This is a genomic window from Alkaliphilus peptidifermentans DSM 18978 (assembly GCF_900101495.1).
GTDB lineage: Bacteria > Bacillota > Clostridia > Peptostreptococcales > Natronincolaceae > Alkaliphilus_C > Alkaliphilus_C peptidifermentans.
On the sequence record NZ_FMUS01000027.1, the window covers coordinates 17647 to 42332 of the forward strand.

Genomic DNA, 24686 nt, shown 5'->3' on the forward strand with positions numbered 1-24686 from the left:
TTCTACTTTCCATTTTAGTTTTTAACTGTTTTAATTATTCATTACTCATTACTCATTATTAATTATTCATTGCCTTTAAACATATCCGTTTTTTCCCCTTATAGAAACCTCTCCTGATATAATTTTAGATTTACTTCCATCCTCATAAATCACCTCTAATAATCCATCCTCTGTTATGTCTAATGCCTTTGCCTTTATCTTTTTACCACCTTGATGTATTATTATTTCCCTTCCAATTAATGCAGAGTTCATTCGACAAATATCAATGGATTTCTTTAAAGTACCTTCTGTAATAAAATCGTTGTATAGCTGGTCGAACTTATTTATTATTTCACATAGGAGCTTTTTACGATGAATCTTCTCACCCTTTTCTAAATACAATGAAGTTGCTATATTGCTAAGTGATTCATCAAATCTGCTGTTATTAACATTAATACCAGGGCCTACTATTAGGTAATGGATCTGATTTATTTCAGCTACCATTTCAGTTAGTATTCCACAAACCTTCCTGCCACCAACAACTACATCATTTGGCCATTTTATTAAAGCATTAAGACCTGTAATGCTTCTTATGCCTTCACATACGGCTGCTGCAGCAATTTGTGTTAGTTTACTTCCCTCTTCAGGTGGAATATGAGGCTTTAAAATTACTGACATCCATATTCCTTCACCTTTAGGAGATGTCCAGTCTTTTCCCATTCTCCCTTTGCCACCCAACTGCTCTTCACTGACAATTATTGTACCGGACGGCATTTTTTCAGCAATTTCTTTGGCATAAGTATTGGTTGAGTCTATACTTTGGAAATGAATAATCTTTTTACCAATTTCAGATGTATTAAGATTAGCTTGAATTTCTGCTGGAAGAAGCATATCGTCATTTTCTTTTAGTAGATAACCCCTTCGATTGGCTGTTTCTATGATATATCCATCCTTTTTCAGGGCATTTATCTGTTTCCAAATTGCAGTTCGAGATACATTGCATTTTTCTGCTAATGATTCACCAGATATATATGCTCCTTGCTGACTAATTAATTCCTGTAAAATTTTATTTTTCAATTCATCATCTCCTTATGATAAGGAATATATTTCTTTAGCTAATTATATTTTATCCTATTTTTTACAGAATGAACAATATTATATTAAGTGATGAGGTTAAAACCTCATAACAGACTGATGAAAAACCCCCATCTTCCTCGTTGCTTCTAAAACCCAGCACCCTTACGTATTACGTATACGCTGCAGTCGCTAGGTTTTCTTGCGCCTCGAATCTGTGGCTTTTTCATCAGTCTGCATTTTGATGACTTTGTCTACAACCTGTGTTGAGGTTAAAACCTCATAATTACATCGTGATTCTTAATACAAAAGCCCCAAAGGGTAGACTATCATGGGTCTACCCTTCGGGACTCTAATCTATTTATAATTTTGTTCTCGTATATACTACCAGCTTAAAATAGTGATAATAATACTCCCGCTGCAACGGCTGATCCAATTACACCTGCAACATTTGGCCCCATTGCATGCATAAGAAGGAAGTTGCTTGGGTTTTCTTTTTGTCCAACTGTTTGGGAAACCCTCGCTGCCATAGGTACTGCAGATACCCCAGCTGATCCTATTAATGGGTTAATTGCATTGCCTCCCATCAGCTTGTTCATAATTTTTGCTAGAATTACTCCTGTTGCTGTACCAACGGCAAAGGCAATTACTCCCAGTACAATTATTTGTATTGTTTCAAGCTTTAAGAAGTGCTCTGCTTTGGCTGTTGCTCCAACACTTACTCCAAGTAGTATGGTTACTATATTAATTAATTCGTTTTGAGCTGTCTTTGATAGTCGATCTGTTACTAACGATTCCTTAAGAAGATTACCAAACATCAATAAACCAACTAAGGCTGTTGCTGATGGTAATAATAAAGATACCACTATAGTAACTAGTATTGGGAAGATTATTTTCTCTTCTTTTGAAACTGGTCTTAGCTGCTCCATCTTTATCATACGTTCTTGCTTTGAGGTTAATGCCTTCATAATTGGTGGCTGTATAATAGGCACCAGTGCCATATATGAGTATGCTGCCACAGCTATTGGTCCCAATAGATGGGGTGCTAATCTTGATGTTAGGAATATGGCTGTTGGTCCATCTGCTCCTCCAATAATTCCTATTGATGATGCTTCTTGGGCATTAAATCCCATAAGTATTGCTCCTGTGAAGGTAAAAAAGATTCCAAATTGTGCTGCGGCTCCTAGGAATAGGCTCTTAGGATTTGCTATTAGTGGTCCAAAGTCTGTCATGGCTCCTACCCCTAAAAATATCAGTGGTGGGAAGATTCCTAGTTTATTGCCCATATAAAAATAGTTTAATAGCCCACCTGGGGTTTCTGTATATACTTGTGCTGGTATTCCATCCACCAGCATTTGTGTAGTTGGATTTTTAAGCATTTCTGCTGTAGCTCCGGCTGTTTCTGGGCTTAAGGCCTTGATTACTATGTCTCCTATATCCATTAATCCTGAAAAGGGTAAATTTGTTAGTAGCATTCCAAATGCAATTGGAACTAATAATAGTGGTTCGAACTTCTTGCCAATAGCAAGATAGAGTAATATACAGGAAATTGTTAGCATTACTAGGTGCTGCCAAGTAAGATTTGCATAGCCTGTATTTCCCCAAAATTCCATCAACACTTCAAACATCTTGTGCATCTCCTTTCAATTGATTTTATATGGGGACTATTATTTTAGTGATACTAAAATATCTCCTCCATTTACCGATGCACCTTCCGACACATGAATTGTAGCCACTACTCCAGCTGAAGGAGCCACAATTTCATTTTCCATTTTCATTGCCTCTAAAATAATCAATACTTGTCCTTCTTGAACCTCTTCACCTTCTTTAACCAATACCTTCCATATATTCCCCGGCATTGGAGAGTCTACATTTGTAGCTCCAGCTGGTGCAGCTGCTGCTGATTTTGGAGCAGGCTTTGCTGCTGGTTTTGCTGCTGGTTTTGCCACCGGAGCAGGAGCTGAAGTTACTGCTGGTCTTGGGGCTGGTGAAGCACCATCTTTAATTTCTTCTACCTCTACTTCGTAGCTAACTCCATTTACAGTTATATTAAACTTTTTCATGATTATTTTCCTCCTTATATCGCTTTTCGATGTTTTAATAATAATGATCTTATGGCTTATATATTATTTAGCTGTTGCATTCTACCTAGCTTTCCCCATGCAGGTGTTACATCATTTGTCCGAACAATATTTCTAACTACTATGTTATGGGTAGAGGTTTGTAGACTAGCCGCTACTGCTGCTGTTATAACTGCAACCAGCTCTGTATCATCTATAGTATCTTCTTCAATAGTTTCCACTACCACTGGTTGTGTTTCTATTGCTTGTGTCTGCTGCTTAGCTTTAACTGGCTTATTCACTAGCTTATCCATTATTCTAATGATGAAATATAGCATCATTAGTGCAATGAAAACGATAAATACTCCCAGTAAAGTCACTTGAAGGCTGGCTAATAGTTTTTCCCCCAAGGTCATATTATCTACACCATTGCTTAATTTTTCTAGAACATTCATTTAATTATCACCTCTTTATAGTTTCTTAGCCTATAGTGGCACGTTACCATGCTTTTTAGGAGGTCTTGTTTCCTGCTTGCTGGCCAGCATATTTAAGGCATCTACAAGTCTTGGTCTTGTTGAAGATGGTTCAATTACATCATCTACAAAGCCTCTTTCTGCTGCTTTATATGGTGTAGCAAATTCTGATTTGTAATCTGCTATTTTCTCTGCCCTTGTAGTCTGTGGATCATCGGAATTACTAATGTCATTTTTGAATATGATATTAGCTGCCCCTTCGGGGCCCATTACTGCAATTTCGGCAGTTGGCCAAGCTAATACTATGTCAGAGCCTAGTTCTTTATTACACATGCCTATATATGCTCCACCGTATGCCTTTCGTACAATCAATGTAATTTTTGGCACTGTTGCTTCACTGTAGGCATATAGCATCTTTGCTCCATGTCTAATGATTCCACCATATTCTTGGGTAGTCCCGGGTAGGAAGCCTGGAACATCCACGATATTTAATACTGGTATGTTGAAGCAGTCACAGGTTCTAATGAATCTACCAGCTTTATCAGAAGCATTAATATCTAAGCAGCCTGCCAATACTTTTGGTTGGTTTGCAATTACTCCTACTGTTTGTCCATTTATTCTAATATAACCTGTTATCATATTTTGTGCATAGTATTGTTGCACTTCCATGAAATCTCCATCATCGGCAATATGTTGAATGATATTTTTCATATCATAGGGCTTATTTGGATTTTCAGGTACTATTTCATCTAGCTCAGGTAGAATCTTATTAATATCATCGTCAGTTTCAAAGATTGGTGAGGTTTCCATATTGTTTGATGGCAGGAAGCTTATTAGTCTTCTTATTTCTGCAATACACGCCTCATCATTTGCAGATACAAAATGAGCAACACCACTGATTTTATTATGGGTCATTGCTCCCCCCAGTTCTTCGGCACTTACCTCTTCACCTGTAACCGTTTTAATAACCTGAGGTCCTGTTATAAACATTTGGCTAGTTTTATCCACCATAAATATAAAATCAGTTAATGCAGGAGAGTAAACTGCGCCACCTGCACATGGTCCCATAATGGCAGTTATCTGAGGTATTACCCCTGAAGAAATTGTATTACGATAGAATATATGTCCATAGCCTGATAAAGCATCTACGCCTTCTTGAATTCTAGCTCCGCCAGAGTCATTTAACCCAATAATAGGCGCACCCATCTTTAAAGCCATGTCTTGAACCTTGCAAATCTTTTTAGCGTGCATTTCCCCCAAAGATCCACCAACTACTGTGAAATCTTGAGCGTATGCATAAACTAATCGTCCATCAACCTGTCCGTATCCAGTAACAACTCCTTCTCCTGGAGCGTCTACTTTTTCCATACCAAAATTTACACAACGATGTTTAATAAATGCATCTAGCTCAACGAAGGTCCCTTCGTCGAATAAAAGACTAATTCTTTCTCTTGCTGTTAATTTACCCTTTTCATGTTGACTGGCAATTCTTTTTTCTCCACCACCCAACAGTATCTTTTCTTTCCGCTGGCGAAGATCTTCCAATTTGTTTATGGTCATGCTTAACCCTCCTAATGTAAAAATACTAAAGTACTCATCTTATATTTTATTGGCTAGACTGAAGGAAAAACCTATCAGTCAAAGAGAATTAGTCCTCTCTTTCGCTTAGTTCTACCAGTATTCCATTAGTGCTTTTGGGATGGCAAAAAGCTATTTTAGCTCCACCTGCACCATATCGAGGTTTCTCATCGATCATCCTCATGCCCTTTTCCTTCATTTCTTCAATAGCCTTTTCAATATTATCAACTCTGAAGGCAAGGTGTTGAATCCCTTCACCCTTTTTCTCAATAAATTTAGCTATAGGCCCTTCCTCATCTGTTGATTCAAGTAATTCCACCTCAGTATCTCCAACAGGTAGGAAAGCTACTCTTACCTTCTGTTCTTCTACTACTTCTGTACCAGCACATTCTAAACCAAGAATTTCTTGATAGAATTTTAAAGCTTCATCTAGATTTTTAACAGCTATTCCAATATGATCTAGCTTTTTAACTTCCATCGTAAACCTGCCTCCTTATTTATAAATTTATCATTTTCTTTATCAATTTATCACTGGCTGTATAGGGATCCAGCTGACGAAGAGCAACCGCTTCAGCCATTTTATGTATCTCTAGCTGATTTCCATCCCCTATAACTCGCTTCATTAAACTATTTTGAATTAAATCTATTATTTCAGTTTCACTATTTTTTCTTCTCTTTTTTATTAACATCCCTGAGTTTTCTAGATAGCTACGGTGTTTATGGAGCATCTCTAACAGCTGATCTACACCTTTATTTTCTGTAGCCACCACCTGTAATACCGGAGGCCTCCAGTCGCTATGATTAAAATCTAACATCATCTCAATTTCAACCTTAGTGCGATCTGCTCCCTCCCTATCTGATTTATTAATGGCAAACAAATCTCCAATTTCCATAATCCCAGCCTTGATGGCCTGTATATCGTCTCCTAGTCCCGGCACCATTACCATTAGTACAGTGTCTGCAGCCTTAACAATATCTACCTCTGATTGACCAACTCCAACTGTTTCTATGAATATGTAATCGAAGCCGTAAATATCCAATACCTTTACAGCCCCTAAGGTTGCTTTAGAAAGCCCCCCTAAGTGACCACGGGTTCCCATACTGCGAATAAATACTCCAGAATCAGTATACAAATCTGTCATTCTAACCCTGTCCCCTAATATAGAACCTCCTGTAAAGGGGCTGGTGGGATCAACCGCTATAATTCCTACAGTCTTCCCATTTTTCCGAATCTCCTTTGCAAGCTTATCAGTTAGGGTGCTTTTACCTGCTCCAGGAGGTCCTGTTATTCCAATTACATGAGCTCTCCCAGTATGTTTATAAAGCATCGAGAGTATACTTATTGCTTCGGAATCATTGCTTTCTATCATAGTAATTAATCTTGCAGCTGCTCTCTTATCTTTATTCATAAGTCCTTCAGCTAGGTTCATTGCTCCACCACCTGTCAATCATTTAGATAGGGAAAAAGAGCATTCTCTTTGTTCCCCATCTATACATTTATTATAATTCTCTTTTAAGGTTTTCCTTTATGAAATCAATTGTTACTTGAGTTGGTGTACCAGGAGTAAATATTCCAGCTAAGCCACTTTCTTTTAGTCCTTGAATATCTTCATCAGGAATAACTCCACCCCCAATTACCAGCATATCATCATATACTTCTTCACTCTTTAATAGATCTACCACTTTAGGAAGTAGGTGGTTGTGAGCACCTGATAATATACTCAATGCAACAACATCTACATCCTCTTGAATAGCAGCTTGAACAATTTGTTCTGGTGTTTGTCGAAGACCTGTATAAATAACCTCCATACCGGCATCTCTTAAAGCTCTAGCAATTACCTTTGCACCTCGATCGTGTCCATCTAGACCGGGCTTAGCAACTAATACACGAATTGGTCTGGCCATAATTAATCCTCCCTCACTATTCATATCATATGATTAAAGAATAACACTTTGTTGATATTCACCAAATACTTCCCTTAAAACACCACAAATTTCACCTAATGTTGCATATTCCTTAACAGCATCAATAATATATGGCATTAGGTTTTCAGTTCCTTCTGCAGCCACTTTTAATTTAGCTAGCTTTTCTTCAACTACAGTGTTGTTTCTTTCAGCTTTTATGTTTCGAATTTTTTGTTTTTGTAGCTCTCCTACTGTAGGATCAACCCTAAGTAATCCCTTTGGCGCTTCTTCCTTTATTTGGAATTTGTTCATGCCGACAACGATACGTTCATTACTTTCAACCTGTTTTTGGTATTCATAGGAGCTATCCATAATTTCTTTTTGTATATAACCCTTCTCAATAGCTTCAGGGGCACCACCCAATAGGTCTATCTTTTCTATGTAGGCCATTGCTCCTGCTTCAATGGAGTTGGTCAAGCTTTCAACATAATAAGATCCTGCTAATGGATCTATTGTTTCTGCAACACCACTTTCGTGGGCTACAATTTGTTGTGTTCTTAGAGCTACCCTTACAGAATCCTCTGTAGGTAAAGCTAAAGCCTCATCCTTCGAGTTTGTATGTAATGATTGTGTGCCTCCAAGAACTGCTGCTAATGTCTGTATAGCTACCCTAACAATATTATTTTCAGGTTGTTGAGCTGTAAGGGTAGAGCCTCCTGTTTGTGTATGGAATTTTAGCTGCATTGACTTGGGACTTTTAGCATCAAATCTTTCCTTCATAATCTTTGCCCATAGCCTTCTAGCGGCTCTAAACTTTGCTACTTCCTCAAGTAAATCATTATGAGCATTAAAGAAGAAGGATAATCTTGGAGCAAAGGTATCTACATCCAGTCCAGCCTTTACTGCAGCTTCAACATATGCAATACCATTAGCTAGCGTAAATGCTACCTCTTGTATTGCTGAGGAACCTGCTTCTCTGATGTGATATCCTGAAATACTAATTGTATTCCAATTTGGAACATCTTTAGAGCAGAATTCGAAAATATCAGTAATTAATCTCATTGATGGAGCTGTTGGAAAAATGTATGTACCTCTTGCAATATACTCCTTTAGTATATCATTTTGAATTGTTCCTCTTAGTTGATCAGAGGACACACCCTGTTTCTCTCCAACTGCAATGTACATTGCTAGCAAAACCGAAGCTGGTGCATTTATGGTCATAGATGTACTTACCTTATCAAGTGGTATACCATCAAATAAAATTTCCATATCCTTAAGGGAGTCTATGGCAACCCCAACCTTACCTACTTCACCTTCTGATAATTGATGATCGGAGTCATAACCAATTTGTGTTGGCAAGTCAAAAGCTACTGATAATCCTGTCTGTCCTTGCTCCAACAGATATTTATACCTCTTATTAGATTCTTCTGCTGTTGCAAATCCAGCATATTGTCGCATAGTCCAGAATTTACCCCTATACATGGTTGGCTGTACACCTCTTGTAAATGGGTACTCCCCTGGAAAACCAAGGTCTCTTTCGTAATCTAAATCGCCTACCTCTTCAGGGCTATATAATCGATCTACCTTTTCATTTGAACCTGTAACAAATTGCTGTTTTCTTTCAGGAAATTTACTTAATGTCTTTTCTACTTTACCTTCATTCCAGTCAGATTTGCTTTTTTTTAGCTGTTCTAACTTGCCCTTTTCAAACATTATACTTCCTCCTTCTAAAAATATAAATTTGTTTTTGAAGTATACACAATGAATCCTTCAGTTTAAATATTTTTATAATGCCTTACTATATTGCTAAGTTATTTCATTCTAATAATGTCTACATATAATGATGAATATTTCGATAATGTTAATTTATGCAAGTTTTATTTCATCGCTTGCAATCACTGAAATTTCTATTGCATCTCACTAAAGTTATTCTACAGCTTTTTGTCAAATCCTGCAACAACTATTGATAAAAATAGTTGGTATTTTTTTCTTAGGTATTATCTATGATGATTTAAATTTGGTTTATTTTTCCCTGTAATCATTTGTATCATTCTACCAATTCCAATCCTAATATATATTCTATTAATAGAACACTCTTTATATAAGATAACCTCAAAAGAATAATAGCATTTCATGCTTTAAAATAATGAGAAATGCGGAAGTTCAGAACCAACTATCCTTACAACGAAAAAAGATATGTCCTTCCTATAGAATGACATATCTAACCTTCTATTATCTATGGTGGAAGCAAAAGGGAATTTTGCTTCAAAGATAAACCAGTTAAACTTCATGGCTTTTCAGTTACTTATTCTTCAATATCATTATTTTCGAGGATTTGGATGTATTTGGTGTAACATTTTCTAACTGATGAAATTAATGATTTCTTAACAGATCCATAGTATCTATTTTTAAATTCTTCCTCAATAGCTTCAATATTCTTTAGATTTTTACCAACTAGAAGCTCCCTAACATGCTCCTTTGCAACGCTTGTTACCACTGAACAGTCGGCGTCTAGAATTTCTCCGGTATTTTTATCCAAAATAATACCTAAGGCTATTACTTTATATAGCTCTTCTGCAGTGGTTCCAGTAGGAAGCTTAGCATACCCACTTATGAATATTTTATAGGGTTCCATTCATTTATCAATTCCTTTTTTGTGAGCTAGTATTGGTACCTAATACTATTTTATTGTTTTATCAGAAAAATTTCAAGGTAATTATTTTTTTTCTAAAATTTTTCTCTGTTTATATAACTACTAGGTCCAGTTTCATATAGGTTAACACCCCGATTATCTATAGCAACAATAACAGGCAAATCTATAATCTTTAATTTTCTTACAGCCTCAGTCCCTAGTTCTGGAAATGCTATAACCTCGGATTCGATAATAGACTTACTTATTAATGCACCTGCACCGCCTATTGCAGCAAAATAAATTCCTCCACATTTTTTTATAGCTTCAACAACAGTGGCATCCCTATTGCCTTTGCCGATCATTCCCAAAAGACCCTTTTCAAGCAATAAAGGTGCAATACCATCCATTCTAGTACTGGTGGTGGGGCCGGCAGATCCAATAATCTTCCCAGGTGGAGCTGGTGTTGGTCCAACATAGTATATGATTTCACCCTCAAGATTAAATGGAAGCTCTTTATTATTGATGATTAGCTCTTGTAGCCTCATATGAGCAGCGTCTCTGGCTGTATAGATGATTCCACTAATTAAAACCTTATCTCCAGCCCTTAAACCACTGATTATATCCTTATTTAAAGGGGTGGATATTCTCATGATGTTCATAGTATCCTCCTCCACCTAGAATAATATATCTTTATGTCTAGATGCATGGCAATTGATATTTACAGCCACAGGCAAGCCTGCTATATGTGTGGGATAGGTTTCTATTTGAAGGGCAAGGGCTGTTGTCTTGCCACCAAAGCCTTGAGGTCCAATTCCCAACTGATTCACAGCTTCTAATAATTCACCCTCTAATTCTGCTAAATATGGATCCTTGTTTCTTTCCATTAGGTCTCTTAGAAGGGCTTTTTTTGCAAGAAGTGCTGCTTTATCAAAGGATCCACCGATACCTACTCCTACAATAATTGGTGGACAGCAGTTACCTCCAGCCTTTTGGATGGTTTCAAGAACAAATTCCTTCACTCCCTCTACACCCTCAGATGGCTTTAGCATTTTAACACTACTCATATTTTCACTTCCGAAACCTTTTGCAGCTAAAATTATTTTAAGTGTTTCACCCTCTACAACATCATAATATATAATAGCTGGAGTATTACTATTTGTATTTTTACGTCTTAATGGGCAACCCACTACAGATTTTCTTAAATGTCCATCTTGGTACCCTTTTTCGACGCCTTCATTTATGGCATCCGATAAGCTTCCTCCTTCAATAATCACCGATTGACCTAATTCTACAAAGGCTATAATCATACCTGTATCTTGACAAAGGGGGATCAACTCCTCTTTAGCAACCTCTTGATTAAGTAAAAGATCCTTTAAAATTTCCTTCGCAAGATTTGAATCTTCTTCCTCAACTGCCTTATCCAATAGAATCTTCAATTTTTCATCCATATATATATTCATTTCTATACATTTCTCCATTACCACTTTTACAATTTCATCGTAAAATACCCTCTTCAATGTTCCACCTGCCTAGTCTAAAATTTTTAAATTAAAGCACCTTGAAATCTCAAGGTGCTTTAATGTTATTCCTCCTTAGGAGGCTCTTCTTCTTTATTATCCTCATTATCTTGGGCTTTATCTTGTGATTCAAACTCAACAACTGGATTTTCTTCTTCTTTTTTCTCTATTGGGGTCTCTTCTGCTTTATCCCCATTAGCCTTCTTATTCTTTTCTACAAGCTCCTTGTATCTCTCATCAATGGTATCAATAGTATCTTCATCTACAATTATAAGCTCTCCATTGAATATCTTTTCAAATATATCTGCATCTAATGTTTCCATCTTTAACAAGGCCTTGGCAATTATATGGAGCTTATCCATATTTTCACTCAGTAGTCTTTCTGTTGTTTCATAAGCATGATCAATCATTCTTTTTATTTCTCTATCGATTTCTGCTGCCACCTCTTCTGAGTAGTTTCTTCTAGAGGTGATATCTCTACCTAAAAATACTTCTTCTTCGCCACCCAATGCCATAGGTCCAATAACATCACTCATACCATATTGAGTAATCATTGCTCTTGCTATTTGAGTTACTCTTTGAATATCATTGGAAGCGCCAGTACTGATATCATCCAGCACAAGCTTTTCTGCAACCCTTCCACCCAACAAATGTACAATATGAGCTTCCATTTCTGACTTCGTATTATAATATTTATCTTCCTTCGGTAATATCATTGTAAAGCCACCAGCTCTACCCCTAGGTATAATAGTGACCTGATGTACAGGATCAATATTATGCATCAGTGTAGCAACAACTGCATGACCAGCTTCATGGTAGGCAGTAAGCTTTCTATCCTTTTCACTAATAACACGGCTTTTCTTTTCAACACCAGCAATAACCTTTGTAATGGCTTCTTCAATAGTTGCCATTCTAATCTTCTTTTCATTCTTTCGTGCTGTCAGTAGAGCAGCCTCATTCATAAGGTTCTCTATATCAGCAGGCGTAAAACCTGGTGTTCTTCTTGCTAACACTCTTAAATCAACATCTTCAGCCAATGGCTTACCTTTAGCATGAACATTAAGAATTGCCTCTCTACCTTTAATATCTGGTATACCTACCGCCACTTGACGGTCGAAACGGCCAGGTCTTAAAAGAGCAGGGTCTAAAATATCAGGTCTATTGGTTGCAGCTACTATAATGATTCCTTCATTTATACCAAAGCCATCCATTTCTACAAGCAGCTGATTTAAGGTTTGCTCTCTTTCATCATGGCCACCACCTAGGCCAGCTCCTCTTTTTCTACCTACTGCATCTATCTCATCTATAAAAATAATACAGGGTGCGCTCTTCTTGGCCTGTTCAAAAAGATCACGTACTCTTGAAGCTCCAACTCCAACAAACATTTCAACAAAGTCTGATCCACTGATGCTGAAGAATGGTACTCCAGCTTCACCTGCAACCGCCTTAGTTAAATAGGTTTTACCTGTTCCTGGAGGTCCTATCATAAGAATTCCCTTAGGAATTCTTGCTCCCAGCTCAATGTACTTTCTAGGATTTTTCAAGAAATCTACAAGCTCCTGCAGCTCTTCCTTTTCCTCATCAAGACCTGCTACCTCATCAAATGTAACACGTTTTTTCTCATCCTCTTTGTGGAGCTTTGCTCTACTCTTACCAAAGGACATGACTCTATTGCCGCCTCCTTGGGATTGTTGCATAAACACAAACCAAAATACCACAAAGATTAATACCAAGAAAATGGAAGGTAATAGATCAATAAACCACGGTGTCCCCGGCGGTGGATCTCCCGATAATTCTAACCCGTATTCTTCTATTGCAATATTTAAAACATCTGTAAAGCGTTCTACACTATAAACAATAGGAATATAGGATTTGAAGGCAACTTCCTCATTGTTCTGAATTATAATACCTTCTAAAGAACGCTCCACATTATGAATTTGTTTCACATTTCCATCAACAATTTCTTTGTATAGTTTTGAAAATTCTATATCTGGTTGTTGTGGTTGTCTTCCAAACTGTTGGACAATAATCAGCAACACAATAAAGATTAGTATATAGAAGCTAGCTCCCCGGAAAAATTTCCTCAACAAAAGTCCTCCTCTCATAAATGCTTAAGTATTAGTCTTACTGCATTTTAATATTTTACCACACTATCCATTTAAAAACAACTTAATACATTATGTAGAATTAAGCATTATTAACTTGTTCAAATTCTATTATTAATATTCTTTCTGTTGCCTTTGTTACTTTAAATAAATCACTAATTCTATATCCTATTACCCAAATAATTTCATCCTCATCACATAAAAGAGGAATTCTATCTCTATTATAGCGTTCAACCTTATAATCTATGAATAAGTCCTTTAATTTCTTAGTTCCATTCATTCCTAAAGGCCAAAAACGATCCCCGTCTCTACGATTTCTTACTATTAACTTACCTTTAATCTTATCCCAATCAAAAGCCTTCTTGTATATATCTTTTGGAATATCCAGCAGTTGATCTCTCTTTATGATGTAATATCCAATTCGACCATCAATTTCTGGTATATCAGTAAAGGTATCATCCTTTAAAAAATATGAGAAGGATAATTTATTTCCCTCCTTTTCAGTTGTAAATACAAGCTTCTCGTAATTTGTAAATACTGTAATTCCCATGGGTAATTCAACCCGTTTACCAGTAACATCTTTTTGAATTAGCTCTGTCAAGCTTTGTATATGCTTATATTCAAGTACTTCCCTTTTCCCAACCAGATCCTCTGCTGCTAGCCTTAAAATTCTAGTAAGTAATGATGGATGCAATTTATTAATACCATGAATGGGGAAGGTTAAACGATTTACTTTATCTTTTTTGATCAACAAATTATAAATATCATTTGCCTGAAGATCAATAAAATCGCTATCCATTTTTAATAACTCAGCAGTCTTTGCTAGGGTTTCAGTAATATTGGGATTATATTCTTCTAATGATGGTATTAATTCTAGACGTATTTTATTTCTATGGTATATTGGTTGTAAATTCGTATGATCTATTCTTGGTGCAAGACCATGAATTTTACAATATTCTTCAATATCATTTCTATTTACATCCAGTAATGGTCGAATTATTTTATCCCGTCTGTGATGTATAGCTGTAAGTCCCTGTATACCAGTTCCTCTAAGCATTCTCATGAGTAATGTTTCAGCTTGATCGTTCAAATTATGAGCAACAGAAATTTTATGAGCTCCAACCTTTTCGGAAACCTCATCAAAGAATTGATATCTTAAAATTCTTCCAGCTTCTTCAAGAGTATATCCATGTTCCTTAGCATGTTGAGTTACGTCTATACTCTTTATGAAACACATGATTTTTAAGTCTTCACAGAGCTTTGCTACATATTGGGCATCTTTTTGTGCCTCAATACCTCTAAAATTGTGGTTTAAGTGAGCTCCATATAGTTTTATATCATACGTTTCTTTTAATTCATTAAGTATATGAAGTAAGCAAACTGAATCGGGACCACCTGAAACTGCAACAACTATTTTATCTCCTATTTCGATTAATTGATGTTTATCAATGGTTTTTTTAATTTTGTCTAAATCTATCATATGTTATCCCTCATTCTTTTATTAAGTAATTTCTCCATTTTTTGAAATATTCCTCTTAATAAATTATAACAAACTCTATAATTTATCAATAATAAATATAACTGCTATTAAAAGAAAGGTACTTAAAAGAAAGACCCCACTGGCGATAAAGGTTATGTTAATAAATTTACTCCTTTTTAGCTCCTTTTCCATTCTACTGCGGTTACCCTCTACTCTGTATAGTGCTCTGATGCTTTTTTTCATTCCCTCAATGCTAAGGTTTTGGCTTTTATAGGAATTAATTAAGAAGCTCTTTAACTCTACACTTATTCTTTTATCATTTATTTTCGAAACCACCTTCTTTATTCCGTTAAGGGGATCAATTTTTTCACCAATAATCAGTCGAGTTAAAATCATCAGTATTGTAAATAAGTCATAGGAAGCTTCTGCTTTTCTTTCACCACAACGCCATGCAGCACGATCATATGCAGGTGTATATTCCTTGATGTTTCCCCCTATTTCTACAACACCGCCAAGATCGATAAGCCTTATTTTTTTATTTTTTTCATCCATCATTAAATTTTCAAGCTTTAAATCCCCTAATATATATCCTAAGTTATGGACTTCCTCAATCTCTTCCAATAGAATCATAATAATTCCCAATATAGTATCAACAGGCAACGGTGACCTTAAGAGATAGTCCTTTAAGTTAACTCCTGGTATATACTCTAAGATTAAATAATTCCATATTTCATTTTTTATTATTAAATCATCTATATCATGTACATCGACGACGAAATCCATATAATGTAGTTTTTTTAATAATTGATACTCCCGATTTATGGATAGGCTATCTTGACTTATTTTCATAGCATAAAGCTTCTGATCCTCCATATTCCTTACCAAAAAAACCTTAGCAGTTCCGCCACTTCCCAACTGCCTTAAGGGTTTATATTTTTTGCTACTCCATTTCCCTACTATCGGTTTTTGTAACGCCAACATTGGAGCTTCCACCTTTATCACTTCCTTATTGAATAATTAAGGCAGGGATACGGTATATCCCTGCCTGTGATTGTAGACAAAATATACAATATTCAGACTGGTTGAAAGTTTCATTAACTCACCAAATTTAAAAATTTATTTCACCTAATCTATATTATTTAACTATCATATAGTTGCTTCTAGCTCCATTGTTTCATGAATTTCACCATCTAATGTTTTTTTAAGGAATGACTCCATATGTTTGACAGAAAAATTAATTGCTGCTGCAGTTGGAGTACCTCCGTTAGGTTTCATTTGATAAAGGCTTCGTTCCATATCCTCTGATTCATCGTTAAAATCGTATAAAACGCTACACTCTTCACCTTTAATACCTGGGTATCCCATTACAGCTAAGTGGAGATTTCCTCTCCTATTTTTGAGAGAATCCATTAAATCTAAAATACTATTTCGAGCTGAGTGAATTTTGTTTCCCATACTACCACTGCAATCCATTAATATGCAACAGCATACTGAAACATCATCCGAATATTCATCTATATAGTTAAGGATTTTACTTCTTGATTCTGGAGGCATTTGATTAATATCATTACCAATAAGCTCTCTTAACTGTTTATTAACTGCCTCTTGAATTGTATTGGAAACAGTCTTATAGCTTAAACTATGTATGGTATGAGAAAGCTGCTCCAAATAGGTATACTCATATTTGCCTCCCCCCGCTGCTGCTATGTTTGCAACCTCTTCATAGGGTTTTTCCTTCTGACACTTATTATCAATGATACCAATTGTGCTAACTATTATATTTTTATTATAGGCTGCCTTAGCTGCCGCTACAGGATCACCCCCGATATTTGATTCTCCATCGGTTACTACTATAATTTGCTTCACCATAGCTATTCCATTTTCCATTAATATCACCTCAAGCTTTTTTTGTAATTATTGACACAATATACTTTTTTATACTTGTTAGGTGTAATGTGGTTGTGGCATTCTTCTAATTAATTATATGCAGACAAGCTGTAGGAAATGCATTAAAAGAGCTTAGTAATAAACTTTCATAAATTCATAAACAAGTAAAAGAATCTAGACTTATAGATGTTAGAGTGGCATAAAAAAATAAAGAAAGGATTAACCAAAAACAGTTAATCCTTTCTTTTACTTATTAAAATTCCTTATTTTCTTTAGCTCATTCGTCTTTGGTTCTGAGCGGGTTTACGTAGTTTTGAAAATATCAGGGTTTATACAACCTCACCACCCTTATTAAAAAGGGAGGCAGTTTTCTATTTAAACTAAATTTCTCTTTACCATCTCATTAACTACAAAGGTGGCTACATCTTCGGCATAGCTGCCACTTCCAAAGCCTGCATCATAGCCTAGCTCCTTTGCCAACTCATGGCTAAGCCTTGGTCCACCACAGGCCAAAACTATTTTATCTCTGATTCCTTCTGCTTCTAATAGCTCAACCAACTGTGTTAGATTGGGGATATGAACATCCTTTTGGGTAACCACCTGAGATACTAAAATGGCATCTGCCTTAAGTTCAATTGCCTTTGCCACCAATTCTTCATTTGGTACCTGACTTCCTAAATTATATGCTTCAATGCCCTTATATCGCTCTAATCCGTAGTGACCATCAAAGCCCTTCATATTGATAATGGCATCAATTCCAACTGTATGGGCATCGGTTCCTGTACAGGCTCCTAAAATAACAACATCTCTAGATATATTGTTTTCTATAAACTCCTCTACTTCCTCCATAGAAAGGGTATCAACTTCCATTTTTATAACTTCAATTGCAGAATAATCCACTGTATGCTGACACTTTCCATAAAGTATAAAGTAGGTGAAGCCAGCTCCCATATCTTTTGAACAAACCACATTTGGCTCATCAAGCCCCATTTTGTGGGCCAATCGACGGGCTGCCTCCTTCCCTTCTTCACTGTAGGGAACAGGAAGGGTAAAACTCAGCTGAACCATTCCATCATTCAAGGTATCTCCATATGGCTTTACTCTTGTATAATCTATCTTTTCTATTGACATTTTTCTCCCTCCCTCAGCATCATTTCAATAAATGGATTAAAATATCCCTTTTCTACTCTTATAACTCCATCTAGTCCTTTACCACCAGTTCGTGAGCGTTTTACACCACCAAATTTTCCTTCTTCTATTGTTTTAAATAGGCCATCCTGTTGTATCTGATTTAATAATTGTCCTGCTTCTTTTAATACATCATGTGCCCTTTTTTGTATAGTACCACCATCTTTAAAGACTATTTCATCACCTAGGTCTTGACAGTTATTAAATATATATTTTGCATTCTCGATTGCCAGTGCTCTATCTTGAAGATGTGGAGTATGGATTGCCTCTGTCAGCATTCCCAAAAGTTGAATTCCTTGTCCTGTCCATATGGAAATTAGATTGAAAAGTGCATCCTGTACATGCCCCTTAAAAATATTACCTGTCATAAATTTTGTTGGTGGCATGTATTTTAAAGGTGCTTTAGGGAATATTTCTCTAGCCATTTGTGCCTGTGCCAGTTCTAATAAAAAGCCATTTTTTAAATCTGGGTTCATTTCAAATGCATGGCCTAAACCCATTTGCTCTTCAGGAATACCAGCCTTTAAAGCAAATTGTTCATTGATAAACTGGGATGCTAAAACAGTATGGGCTTCTTCAACTGCATCTGCTGTGGTTAGGTAGTTATCCTCTCCAGTGTTAATGATAATACCAGCATAACCATTGATTATTCTTGAGAAATACTGATCTACAAGAGTTCTCTGCATATTTATATCCCTAAATAGAATTCCATAAAGGGCATCATTAAGCATAACATCTAGACGCTCCATTGCTCCCATTGCAGCGATTTCTGGCATACATAGGCCAGAGCAGTAATTACACAGCCTAATATATCTACCAACCTCTTCTCCTACTTCATCTAGTGCTTTTCTCATGATTCTAAAGTTTTCTTGAGTAGCAAAGGTTCCACCAAAGCCTTCTGTTGTTGCTCCGTATGGTACGTAATCCAATAGGCTTTGTGCTGTTGATCGAATAACTGCAATAATATCTGCACCTTGTCGTGCTGCAGCCTGGGCTTGGAGTGCATCTTCATATATATTACCTGTTGCAACAATAACATATAGATACGGCTTTTCACCTTCTCCAATGTTTTTTATATAATCACTACGTTTTTGACGATTTGCTCCAATTGCTTCTACAGTTTTACGTGCCTTATCTTCGATTGCTTCTTTTATTTTGTTGATATCTTGCGGGGGAAGCTTAGTTAATTCCAAATCTCCACCAGCCACCTCCTGGGCTATTTCCTGTGGACCCTTTCCTGTATGAACCATTGCATTCCCTATCCAATAGGCAATTCCTTGTCCTATCCCTCTACCCTTCATGATATGATCTACAACGATGTTTGGAAGTGGATATTCACCATCAACTACTCCATCAATCCCCAGTAGCCTAGCTATAGTCCTTTCCACTGCAACAGTTGTGTGTTCATCAATAAAGCTCTGTACATCTTCAGCAATGCTCTTAGCAGCATTTCTAGCCATTTCAATAGATTCTACATCTAAATTTAATTTGCTAGTCATCCCTTTCCCTCCTAATAAATAATTTATATTAACTTAATTCTTCTTCATTAGTGTTTTTACTACTTCCTTCTATAGCCTTTTCAGCCTCTTTAATTATATCCTCACGAAGCCCCATAAGCTGAGCAATAAATATTGCATCCTTTGGTACTTCCTTGCTTCCTTTGACTGCTATTAGTCTATAATCCATATGCTTTTCTAGAAAGCCTTCAACATACTTGCCTTCCTTATACATGTTGTCATTTAATTCTATTTCATCTCTTTTTAAGCCCATAACCTGTAGATGTGTAATTCCTTCTATTTCGCATAACCCGTCAAAATGACTTGTTATAACTGATATGGAGTTTTGAGTCTTTAGATATTCAATAATTCCCTTTGAAATACCATAGCCCTCCTTGGGATTTGTTCCTCTAGCAAGTTCATCCATTAAGATGAGTCCGCCTTCACCTGCTCTAGCCAAAACCTTATTAAGAGTCCTTATTTCAGCTCCAAAGCTTGATAATCCAGCCTCGATAGACTGATGATCACCTATTGACAAATGAAGGAAATCAACAGGGCCTATAACAGCCTCCTTTGCTGGAACATACAAACCCATTTGTGCCATTATCATAATTAAAGCAATAAGCTTTAAAGTAACAGTTTTTCCACCCATATTAGCACCAGTAATCAATGTAACCCCTTGTGATAGCTTAATATCAATGGGTGTATACTCACTTCCTTTTCCACGCAACAAATCTTCAACGATTACATGTCGGCCTTCCTTTATTTCTATGAAGTGCCCCTTTACCAATCTAGGCTTAACTCCATTTATTTTCATATTAAAAATGTACTTGCCAATTAATAGGTCAAGCTGACCAATAGCCCTTGTATTATCGATAATGTCTTTAATATATTTTTTAATTTCCTCAGTAAGCTCTTCTCTTACTTGAAATTCTAAATCTTCTTCTACCAGCTTTATTTCTTCTAGTTCTACAATTAGTTCTTCAATGTATTGAGTTTTCTTTATTCTAAAGCTATAGTTATTTATCCCCTCATTCGAAAGATATACTTCTTGACGATTAGTTAATCGCTGGAGTAGCTCATTATCCTCTTTATATACTGATATTTCACCATTTGATTTTAGCTTTATTCCCAGCTCCTTTGATATTTTTTCTTTAATACTTTTGTCCTCAAAATTAATGTCTGCCTCTAACTTTTTTCTCAATAAACGAATTTCCTTTAATTGAGGCTTGTAGCTGTCATAAAGATAAAAGGTTTTCATTCCAATATCATCTGGATCTAATAGGGTAAGCAGCCTTGACATAGTTTTTAAATTTATTATTTTTAAATTTTTTAACATGCTTTTGCTTATAATAGCTTTTAACTGTATTACATCAAAAATTTGTCCTTTAATTTCAAAAAGTTCAACCTCATCCAGCACTTCTCCCCTTTGTATTCTTACAAAGGTTCCACTTAAGTCTTTATATTGCATTAAATTCTTCTTCAGATCAGATAATAGCAATTTATTTGAATCCATAACTTCCTTAAAAAAAGTAAAATCATCTAAAGTATTACTCAATTTTTCATAATCCTTAGCACTGATTGGTGAAAGAGCTTTTTTTGCACCTCTTCCATAGGGAGAAATTACCGGTAGCTTATGTAACAACTCATCTAAACCGACTGACTTTATGAGGGTAGAATCTATAAAATAGTTTTTCATTTTAATTATCCTCCATCATTACATCCACTACCGGCAAAGGAAACATTGTCTCCTTCATCATCTTTAAGAATTCCTGGGGTTCAAAACCATATCCATATGGAGAAGTGGGATTTATAGTAACAGCTAAAGTATTTATTTTGTTCAAAACTCTAACCTTTAGTCCTCTTTTCTTCATCAAACGCCATTCCCTCGGGCTTATGAAAATTTTGGTGGCATCCTCTACAACAAAGATAACTTCTTTATAAAAATATGATGCAGCCATAATATCCTGTAGGGTCTTTCCAACTAAGGAGCCACTTATTATAACATAGCTTGTGCCCTCATTAATATATCCGCCGATTATTCTCCCATTACTTAAGGATGTTGGTATATCCATAAGGGTAGTTTCGCCCTGTTTATCTATTATTGCATACTTTTTTTCTTCAAATATACTATTTACCAGATGTCTAATACCCTTATCTATTTCTTCAAGGTTAAATAGATTTACCTGATGTTGGGTTTCCTCAACCGCCCTATTAATGTCTCTACTTATTACTGCTCCAGCCGCCAATATGGTGGCATCAGTAATTGAAGGTGCGGCTACAGTTCTTCTGTTTATGGCCCCATCAACAATTACAAGCTTAGCACCATAATATCTCATTTTAGAAGCTACATCTTTAATCTGACTATTTGTATCAGGCCCAGCAATTTCCACAAAGCCATTATTTAGAGCCCTTGCTATTACCACTGTACCTAAAGGTGTATTGAAATTTGTAACCTCTAATATTTCCAGTTTAACCTCGCTGTTGAGCAAGGTTTCCTTTGCTGTAGCTACAATGGTGCCTTCATAAACAAAAACTGTAGGCTTTTCTGTTAAAGTAATAATATCTATTTTTTCACCATCTCTACCAGTAGAGGTTAACCCTATTGGAGTATTAGATTCTGCCGCTTCCTCAATTAGCCTGTTTAATGTAACAGTTTTACCTGAATTTTTAGCCATTCCAACTACTGAAATAGTTTGAAGACCCTCATCCAAATGTGTAAGCAGTAGCATCATGAACCCCTCCAATTCAAATACAGGAGGACTTATGCTACGTCCCCCTGTTTTCCATTACTATAACGCTAATTATTTTTTACTTCTATTATGTCGCTCTAAATTAGATGGCTCCATCCCTATGCGATTTCCCTGTAGAAGCCCAGCAACCCCCTGAAGTTCATGGGTTTTTTTGCCGCTACAGACATCACATTGACAGCTTTCCTTGTAATGAGCAGGTTCAGTATAGGTGGTTATAACACCTTCATAGTTTCTAAGAACAACTTTATTTGCTGATTGGGAAATTAAGTAATTAGGCATCACTGGTATCTTTCCACCACCACCGGGTGCATCTACAACAAAGGTAGGAACGGCATAACCTGAGGTATGACCCCTTAATCCTTCAATTATTTCTATACCCTTTGCTACAGGAGTTCTGAAGTGCTCGATTCCCATTGATAAATCACACTGATATATATAATAGGGGCGAACTCTATTTTTTACCAAACCATGAATAAGCTCCCTCATAATATGAACGCAATCATTTACTCCCCTTAGTAATACAGATTGATTTCCCAATGGTACACCAGCATTTGCCAATAGCTCTAAAGCTTTTTTAGCTTCTTTTGTCAGCTCTTTAGGATGATTAAAATGAGTGTTTAACCAAACTGGATGATATTTTTTAAGCATATTTACAAATTCTGGGGTAATACGCTGAGGCATAACTACTGGAGTTCTTGAGCCTAGTCTGATAATATCTACATGCTCAATTGCCCTTAGCTTACTGATGATATACTCAAGCTTTTCATCGGATATTAAAAGACAGTCTCCCCCAGAAAGCAATACATCCCTAACCTGTGGAGTTTTTGAAATATAGTCGATGGCTGCATCTATACGATCCATTGGTAATCCACTATCCTGTTGCCCTGCAAATCTTCTTCTTGTACAATGTCTACAATACATGGAGCACATATCTGTAACCAGCAATAATACTCTATCAGGGTAGCGGTGGGTTAGACCGGGCACTGGAGAATCGGCATCCTCATGTAAAGGGTCCTCCATATCAGCATCGCTTTTATTTATCTCAGAGGTAAGAGGTATTGCCTGCTTTCTTACTGGACAGGCTGGATCCTTCTCATCCATTATGGTGATATAGTATGGTGTAATAGCCATTCTTAATGTCTCTAAGCACTCGTTAATTCCCTTTTCTTCTTCTGTAGTAAGATGTATAACCTTTTTTAAATCCTCTACATTGGTAATACGATTAGCCACTTGCCAATGCCAATCATTCCATTGTTCTTCAGTTACATCCTTCCAAATTTCAATTTCTCTATAATTGCGCATCAAATCGCTCCTTCCAAATTTATGCATAAAGCTCTTCATATACCTTTCTTAGAGCTTCACTTTCCCTCATAATTTGTAATGCTATCTCTGCATGACCTCTTGTGTATCCATTTCCAATAATCATGGTATTATCTCTTCCAACTCCTTCTGCTCCCAAGGCCGCCTTAGTAAAGCTGGTAGCCATACTGAAGAAGTAGATTAATCCATCATTTTTGGCTGCTAAAATACTTGCCATTTCTGTATTTGCCACATTTACACAGTTAATTACAATGTCAGCCATTTCACCATTTGTTGCTTCCTTAACCTTTTCCATTACTTCAACAGCATTGGTTGCGTCAGCAGTTATATATGCATCTGCAAGATTTAATTTTCGTGGAAGTTCAATAGATTTTTCTTTTGGTCCAATGCAAATAACCTGACCTGTTATTCCGGCTCTTTTCTTTGCTTCATAAAGGCATAGCATTCCAGATTTTCCTCCACCACCAATGACTACTACCTTGTGTCCTGGTTGTACTAGCTTTGCTGTTTGTGCCGGTGCCCCTGCTACATCCAAAACAGATAATGCAAGGTTTTCTGGCAAATCCTTTGGAATAATACTATATATTCCACTTTCAAATAATATCGCCTTACCCTTAATATCTACTTGGTCTATATTTTTTCTCATTTGTAGAATTTCGTCTATTCTTAAAGGAGTTAATGACAAGGAAACTAGGGTTGCTATTTTGTCCCCTACCTTTAAATTAGTTTTTCCTTCTAAGGAATTTCCAATTTTCTCTACATTTCCAATTAGCATTCCACCTGAACCTGTTACAGGGTTTTGATGCTTTCCTCGTGTATTAACAATATTCATCATTATTTCTTTAATCTTTTCTTCATTATCCCCAGCCTCCTGCTTAATTTGTGTAAAGCTGGCGGAGTCAATGTTTAATGTGTGAACATCGATTAATATCTCGTTATCATATATCTCCATATTATTATCGATTTTCAGTGCTGGTTGCGGCAGTACACCTTTAGGCTCAATTACTCGATGAGTACCGTATGGACATCCTTTTTTCACCTTAGTTCCTCCTTATTTATATATTGTTTTCCAATATTGCTTATTTTAGAAAATATTTCACTAAATTGAGTTTGCAATAACTATGCCAATTCTATTGACTATTAAGCCAGCCTTTTTAGAGCCTTTGTTTTCAACTGTTCTATCGCCTTTATTCATACATAATTAAATTTCTCTTAATCAACAAAATAAATTCCATAAAA

22 protein-coding genes are annotated in these 24686 nt (G+C 36.2%); all 22 read right to left on the minus strand.

From position 1 onward, the window contains the following. Positions 1 to 75 precede the first annotated feature (75 nt). The 22 genes from BLP68_RS16745 to kdd all read right to left on the minus strand — a co-directional run bounded on the left by BLP68_RS16745 (position 76) and on the right by kdd (position 24486). On the minus strand, positions 76 to 1056 hold the full coding sequence (locus BLP68_RS16745; RefSeq protein WP_091546029.1) for a biotin--[acetyl-CoA-carboxylase] ligase: 981 nt from the start codon (positions 1054 to 1056) through the stop codon (positions 76 to 78). Between the two features lie 389 nt (positions 1057 to 1445). Continuing rightward, a complete protein-coding gene (locus BLP68_RS16750) occupies positions 1446 to 2681 on the minus strand; it encodes a sodium ion-translocating decarboxylase subunit beta (protein ID WP_091546032.1) in 1236 nt (411 codons plus the stop codon). Positions 2682 to 2720: 39 nt separating this feature from the next. Beyond that, positions 2721 to 3116, minus strand: a complete 396-nt coding sequence (locus BLP68_RS16755) for a biotin/lipoyl-containing protein (RefSeq protein ID WP_091546035.1) — start codon at positions 3114 to 3116, stop codon at positions 2721 to 2723. 56 nt (positions 3117 to 3172) lie between these two features. Further along, positions 3173 to 3568 (minus strand): OadG family protein, encoded by a 396-nt coding sequence (locus tag BLP68_RS16760; RefSeq protein ID WP_091546038.1) that lies wholly within the window; start codon positions 3566 to 3568, stop codon positions 3173 to 3175. A 30-nt stretch (positions 3569 to 3598) separates the two neighbouring features. Beyond that, positions 3599 to 5146, minus strand: a complete 1548-nt coding sequence (locus BLP68_RS16765; RefSeq protein ID WP_091546041.1) for an acyl-CoA carboxylase subunit beta — start codon at positions 5144 to 5146, stop codon at positions 3599 to 3601. 88 nt (positions 5147 to 5234) lie between these two features. Beyond that, entirely contained in the window at positions 5235 to 5642 is a 408-nt protein-coding gene (mce, locus tag BLP68_RS16770; RefSeq protein ID WP_091546043.1) for a methylmalonyl-CoA epimerase, read from the minus strand. 19 nt (positions 5643 to 5661) lie between these two features. Continuing rightward, complete coding sequence (gene meaB / locus BLP68_RS16775; protein ID WP_091546045.1) at positions 5662 to 6594, minus strand: methylmalonyl Co-A mutase-associated GTPase MeaB; 933 nt, start codon at positions 6592 to 6594, stop codon at positions 5662 to 5664. Between the two features lie 70 nt (positions 6595 to 6664). Continuing rightward, positions 6665 to 7069: a cobalamin B12-binding domain-containing protein gene (locus BLP68_RS16780; protein ID WP_091546048.1), complete on the minus strand. Its 405-nt coding sequence runs from the start codon at positions 7067 to 7069 to the stop codon at positions 6665 to 6667. A gap of 33 nt (positions 7070 to 7102) precedes the next feature. Next, on the minus strand, positions 7103 to 8782 hold the full coding sequence (locus tag BLP68_RS16785) for an acyl-CoA mutase large subunit family protein (RefSeq protein WP_091546051.1): 1680 nt from the start codon (positions 8780 to 8782) through the stop codon (positions 7103 to 7105). A 592-nt stretch (positions 8783 to 9374) separates the two neighbouring features. Then, the gene (locus tag BLP68_RS16790) at positions 9375 to 9704 is read right to left on the minus strand and encodes a DUF3870 domain-containing protein (RefSeq protein ID WP_091546053.1); all 330 of its coding nucleotides are present in this window, start codon (positions 9702 to 9704) and stop codon (positions 9375 to 9377) included. A gap of 92 nt (positions 9705 to 9796) precedes the next feature. Continuing rightward, positions 9797 to 10360, minus strand: coding sequence for a Fe-S-containing hydro-lyase (locus BLP68_RS16795; RefSeq protein ID WP_091546055.1), 564 nt, complete (start codon positions 10358 to 10360; stop codon positions 9797 to 9799). Positions 10361 to 10375: 15 nt separating this feature from the next. Next, the gene (locus BLP68_RS16800; RefSeq protein ID WP_091546058.1) at positions 10376 to 11218 is read right to left on the minus strand and encodes a fumarate hydratase; all 843 of its coding nucleotides are present in this window, start codon (positions 11216 to 11218) and stop codon (positions 10376 to 10378) included. Between the two features lie 65 nt (positions 11219 to 11283). Continuing rightward, positions 11284 to 13305: an ATP-dependent zinc metalloprotease FtsH gene (ftsH, locus tag BLP68_RS16805; RefSeq protein ID WP_091546061.1), complete on the minus strand. Its 2022-nt coding sequence runs from the start codon at positions 13303 to 13305 to the stop codon at positions 11284 to 11286. 100 nt (positions 13306 to 13405) lie between these two features. Next, the gene (gene tilS, locus BLP68_RS16810) at positions 13406 to 14803 is read right to left on the minus strand and encodes a tRNA lysidine(34) synthetase TilS (RefSeq protein WP_091546064.1); all 1398 of its coding nucleotides are present in this window, start codon (positions 14801 to 14803) and stop codon (positions 13406 to 13408) included. Between the two features lie 75 nt (positions 14804 to 14878). Beyond that, positions 14879 to 15784, minus strand: coding sequence for a protein kinase domain-containing protein (locus BLP68_RS16815; RefSeq protein WP_091546065.1), 906 nt, complete (start codon positions 15782 to 15784; stop codon positions 14879 to 14881). Positions 15785 to 15949: 165 nt separating this feature from the next. Next, a complete protein-coding gene (locus BLP68_RS16820) occupies positions 15950 to 16690 on the minus strand; it encodes a vWA domain-containing protein (protein WP_091546068.1) in 741 nt (246 codons plus the stop codon). Between the two features lie 375 nt (positions 16691 to 17065). Next, complete coding sequence (kamE, locus tag BLP68_RS16825) at positions 17066 to 17821, minus strand: lysine 5,6-aminomutase subunit beta (protein WP_091546070.1); 756 nt, start codon at positions 17819 to 17821, stop codon at positions 17066 to 17068. Further along, positions 17812 to 19377, minus strand: a complete 1566-nt coding sequence (gene kamD / locus BLP68_RS16830) for a lysine 5,6-aminomutase subunit alpha (RefSeq protein ID WP_091546073.1) — start codon at positions 19375 to 19377, stop codon at positions 17812 to 17814. Before kamD ends, kamE begins: the two co-directional genes overlap by 10 nt. Before the next feature lie 28 nt (positions 19378 to 19405). Continuing rightward, a complete protein-coding gene (kamC, locus tag BLP68_RS16835; RefSeq protein ID WP_091546075.1) occupies positions 19406 to 21073 on the minus strand; it encodes a lysine 5,6-aminomutase reactivase ATPase KamC in 1668 nt (555 codons plus the stop codon). 1 nt (position 21074) lies between these two features. Continuing rightward, positions 21075 to 22106, minus strand: a complete 1032-nt coding sequence (gene kamB / locus BLP68_RS16840) for a lysine 5,6-aminomutase reactivase subunit KamB (RefSeq protein ID WP_091546077.1) — start codon at positions 22104 to 22106, stop codon at positions 21075 to 21077. A 72-nt stretch (positions 22107 to 22178) separates the two neighbouring features. Further along, the gene (gene kamA / locus BLP68_RS16845) at positions 22179 to 23429 is read right to left on the minus strand and encodes a lysine 2,3-aminomutase (RefSeq protein ID WP_091546080.1); all 1251 of its coding nucleotides are present in this window, start codon (positions 23427 to 23429) and stop codon (positions 22179 to 22181) included. A gap of 19 nt (positions 23430 to 23448) precedes the next feature. Beyond that, positions 23449 to 24486, minus strand: a complete 1038-nt coding sequence (gene kdd, locus BLP68_RS16850; RefSeq protein WP_091546082.1) for an L-erythro-3,5-diaminohexanoate dehydrogenase — start codon at positions 24484 to 24486, stop codon at positions 23449 to 23451. Positions 24487 to 24686: the final 200 nt, after the last annotated feature.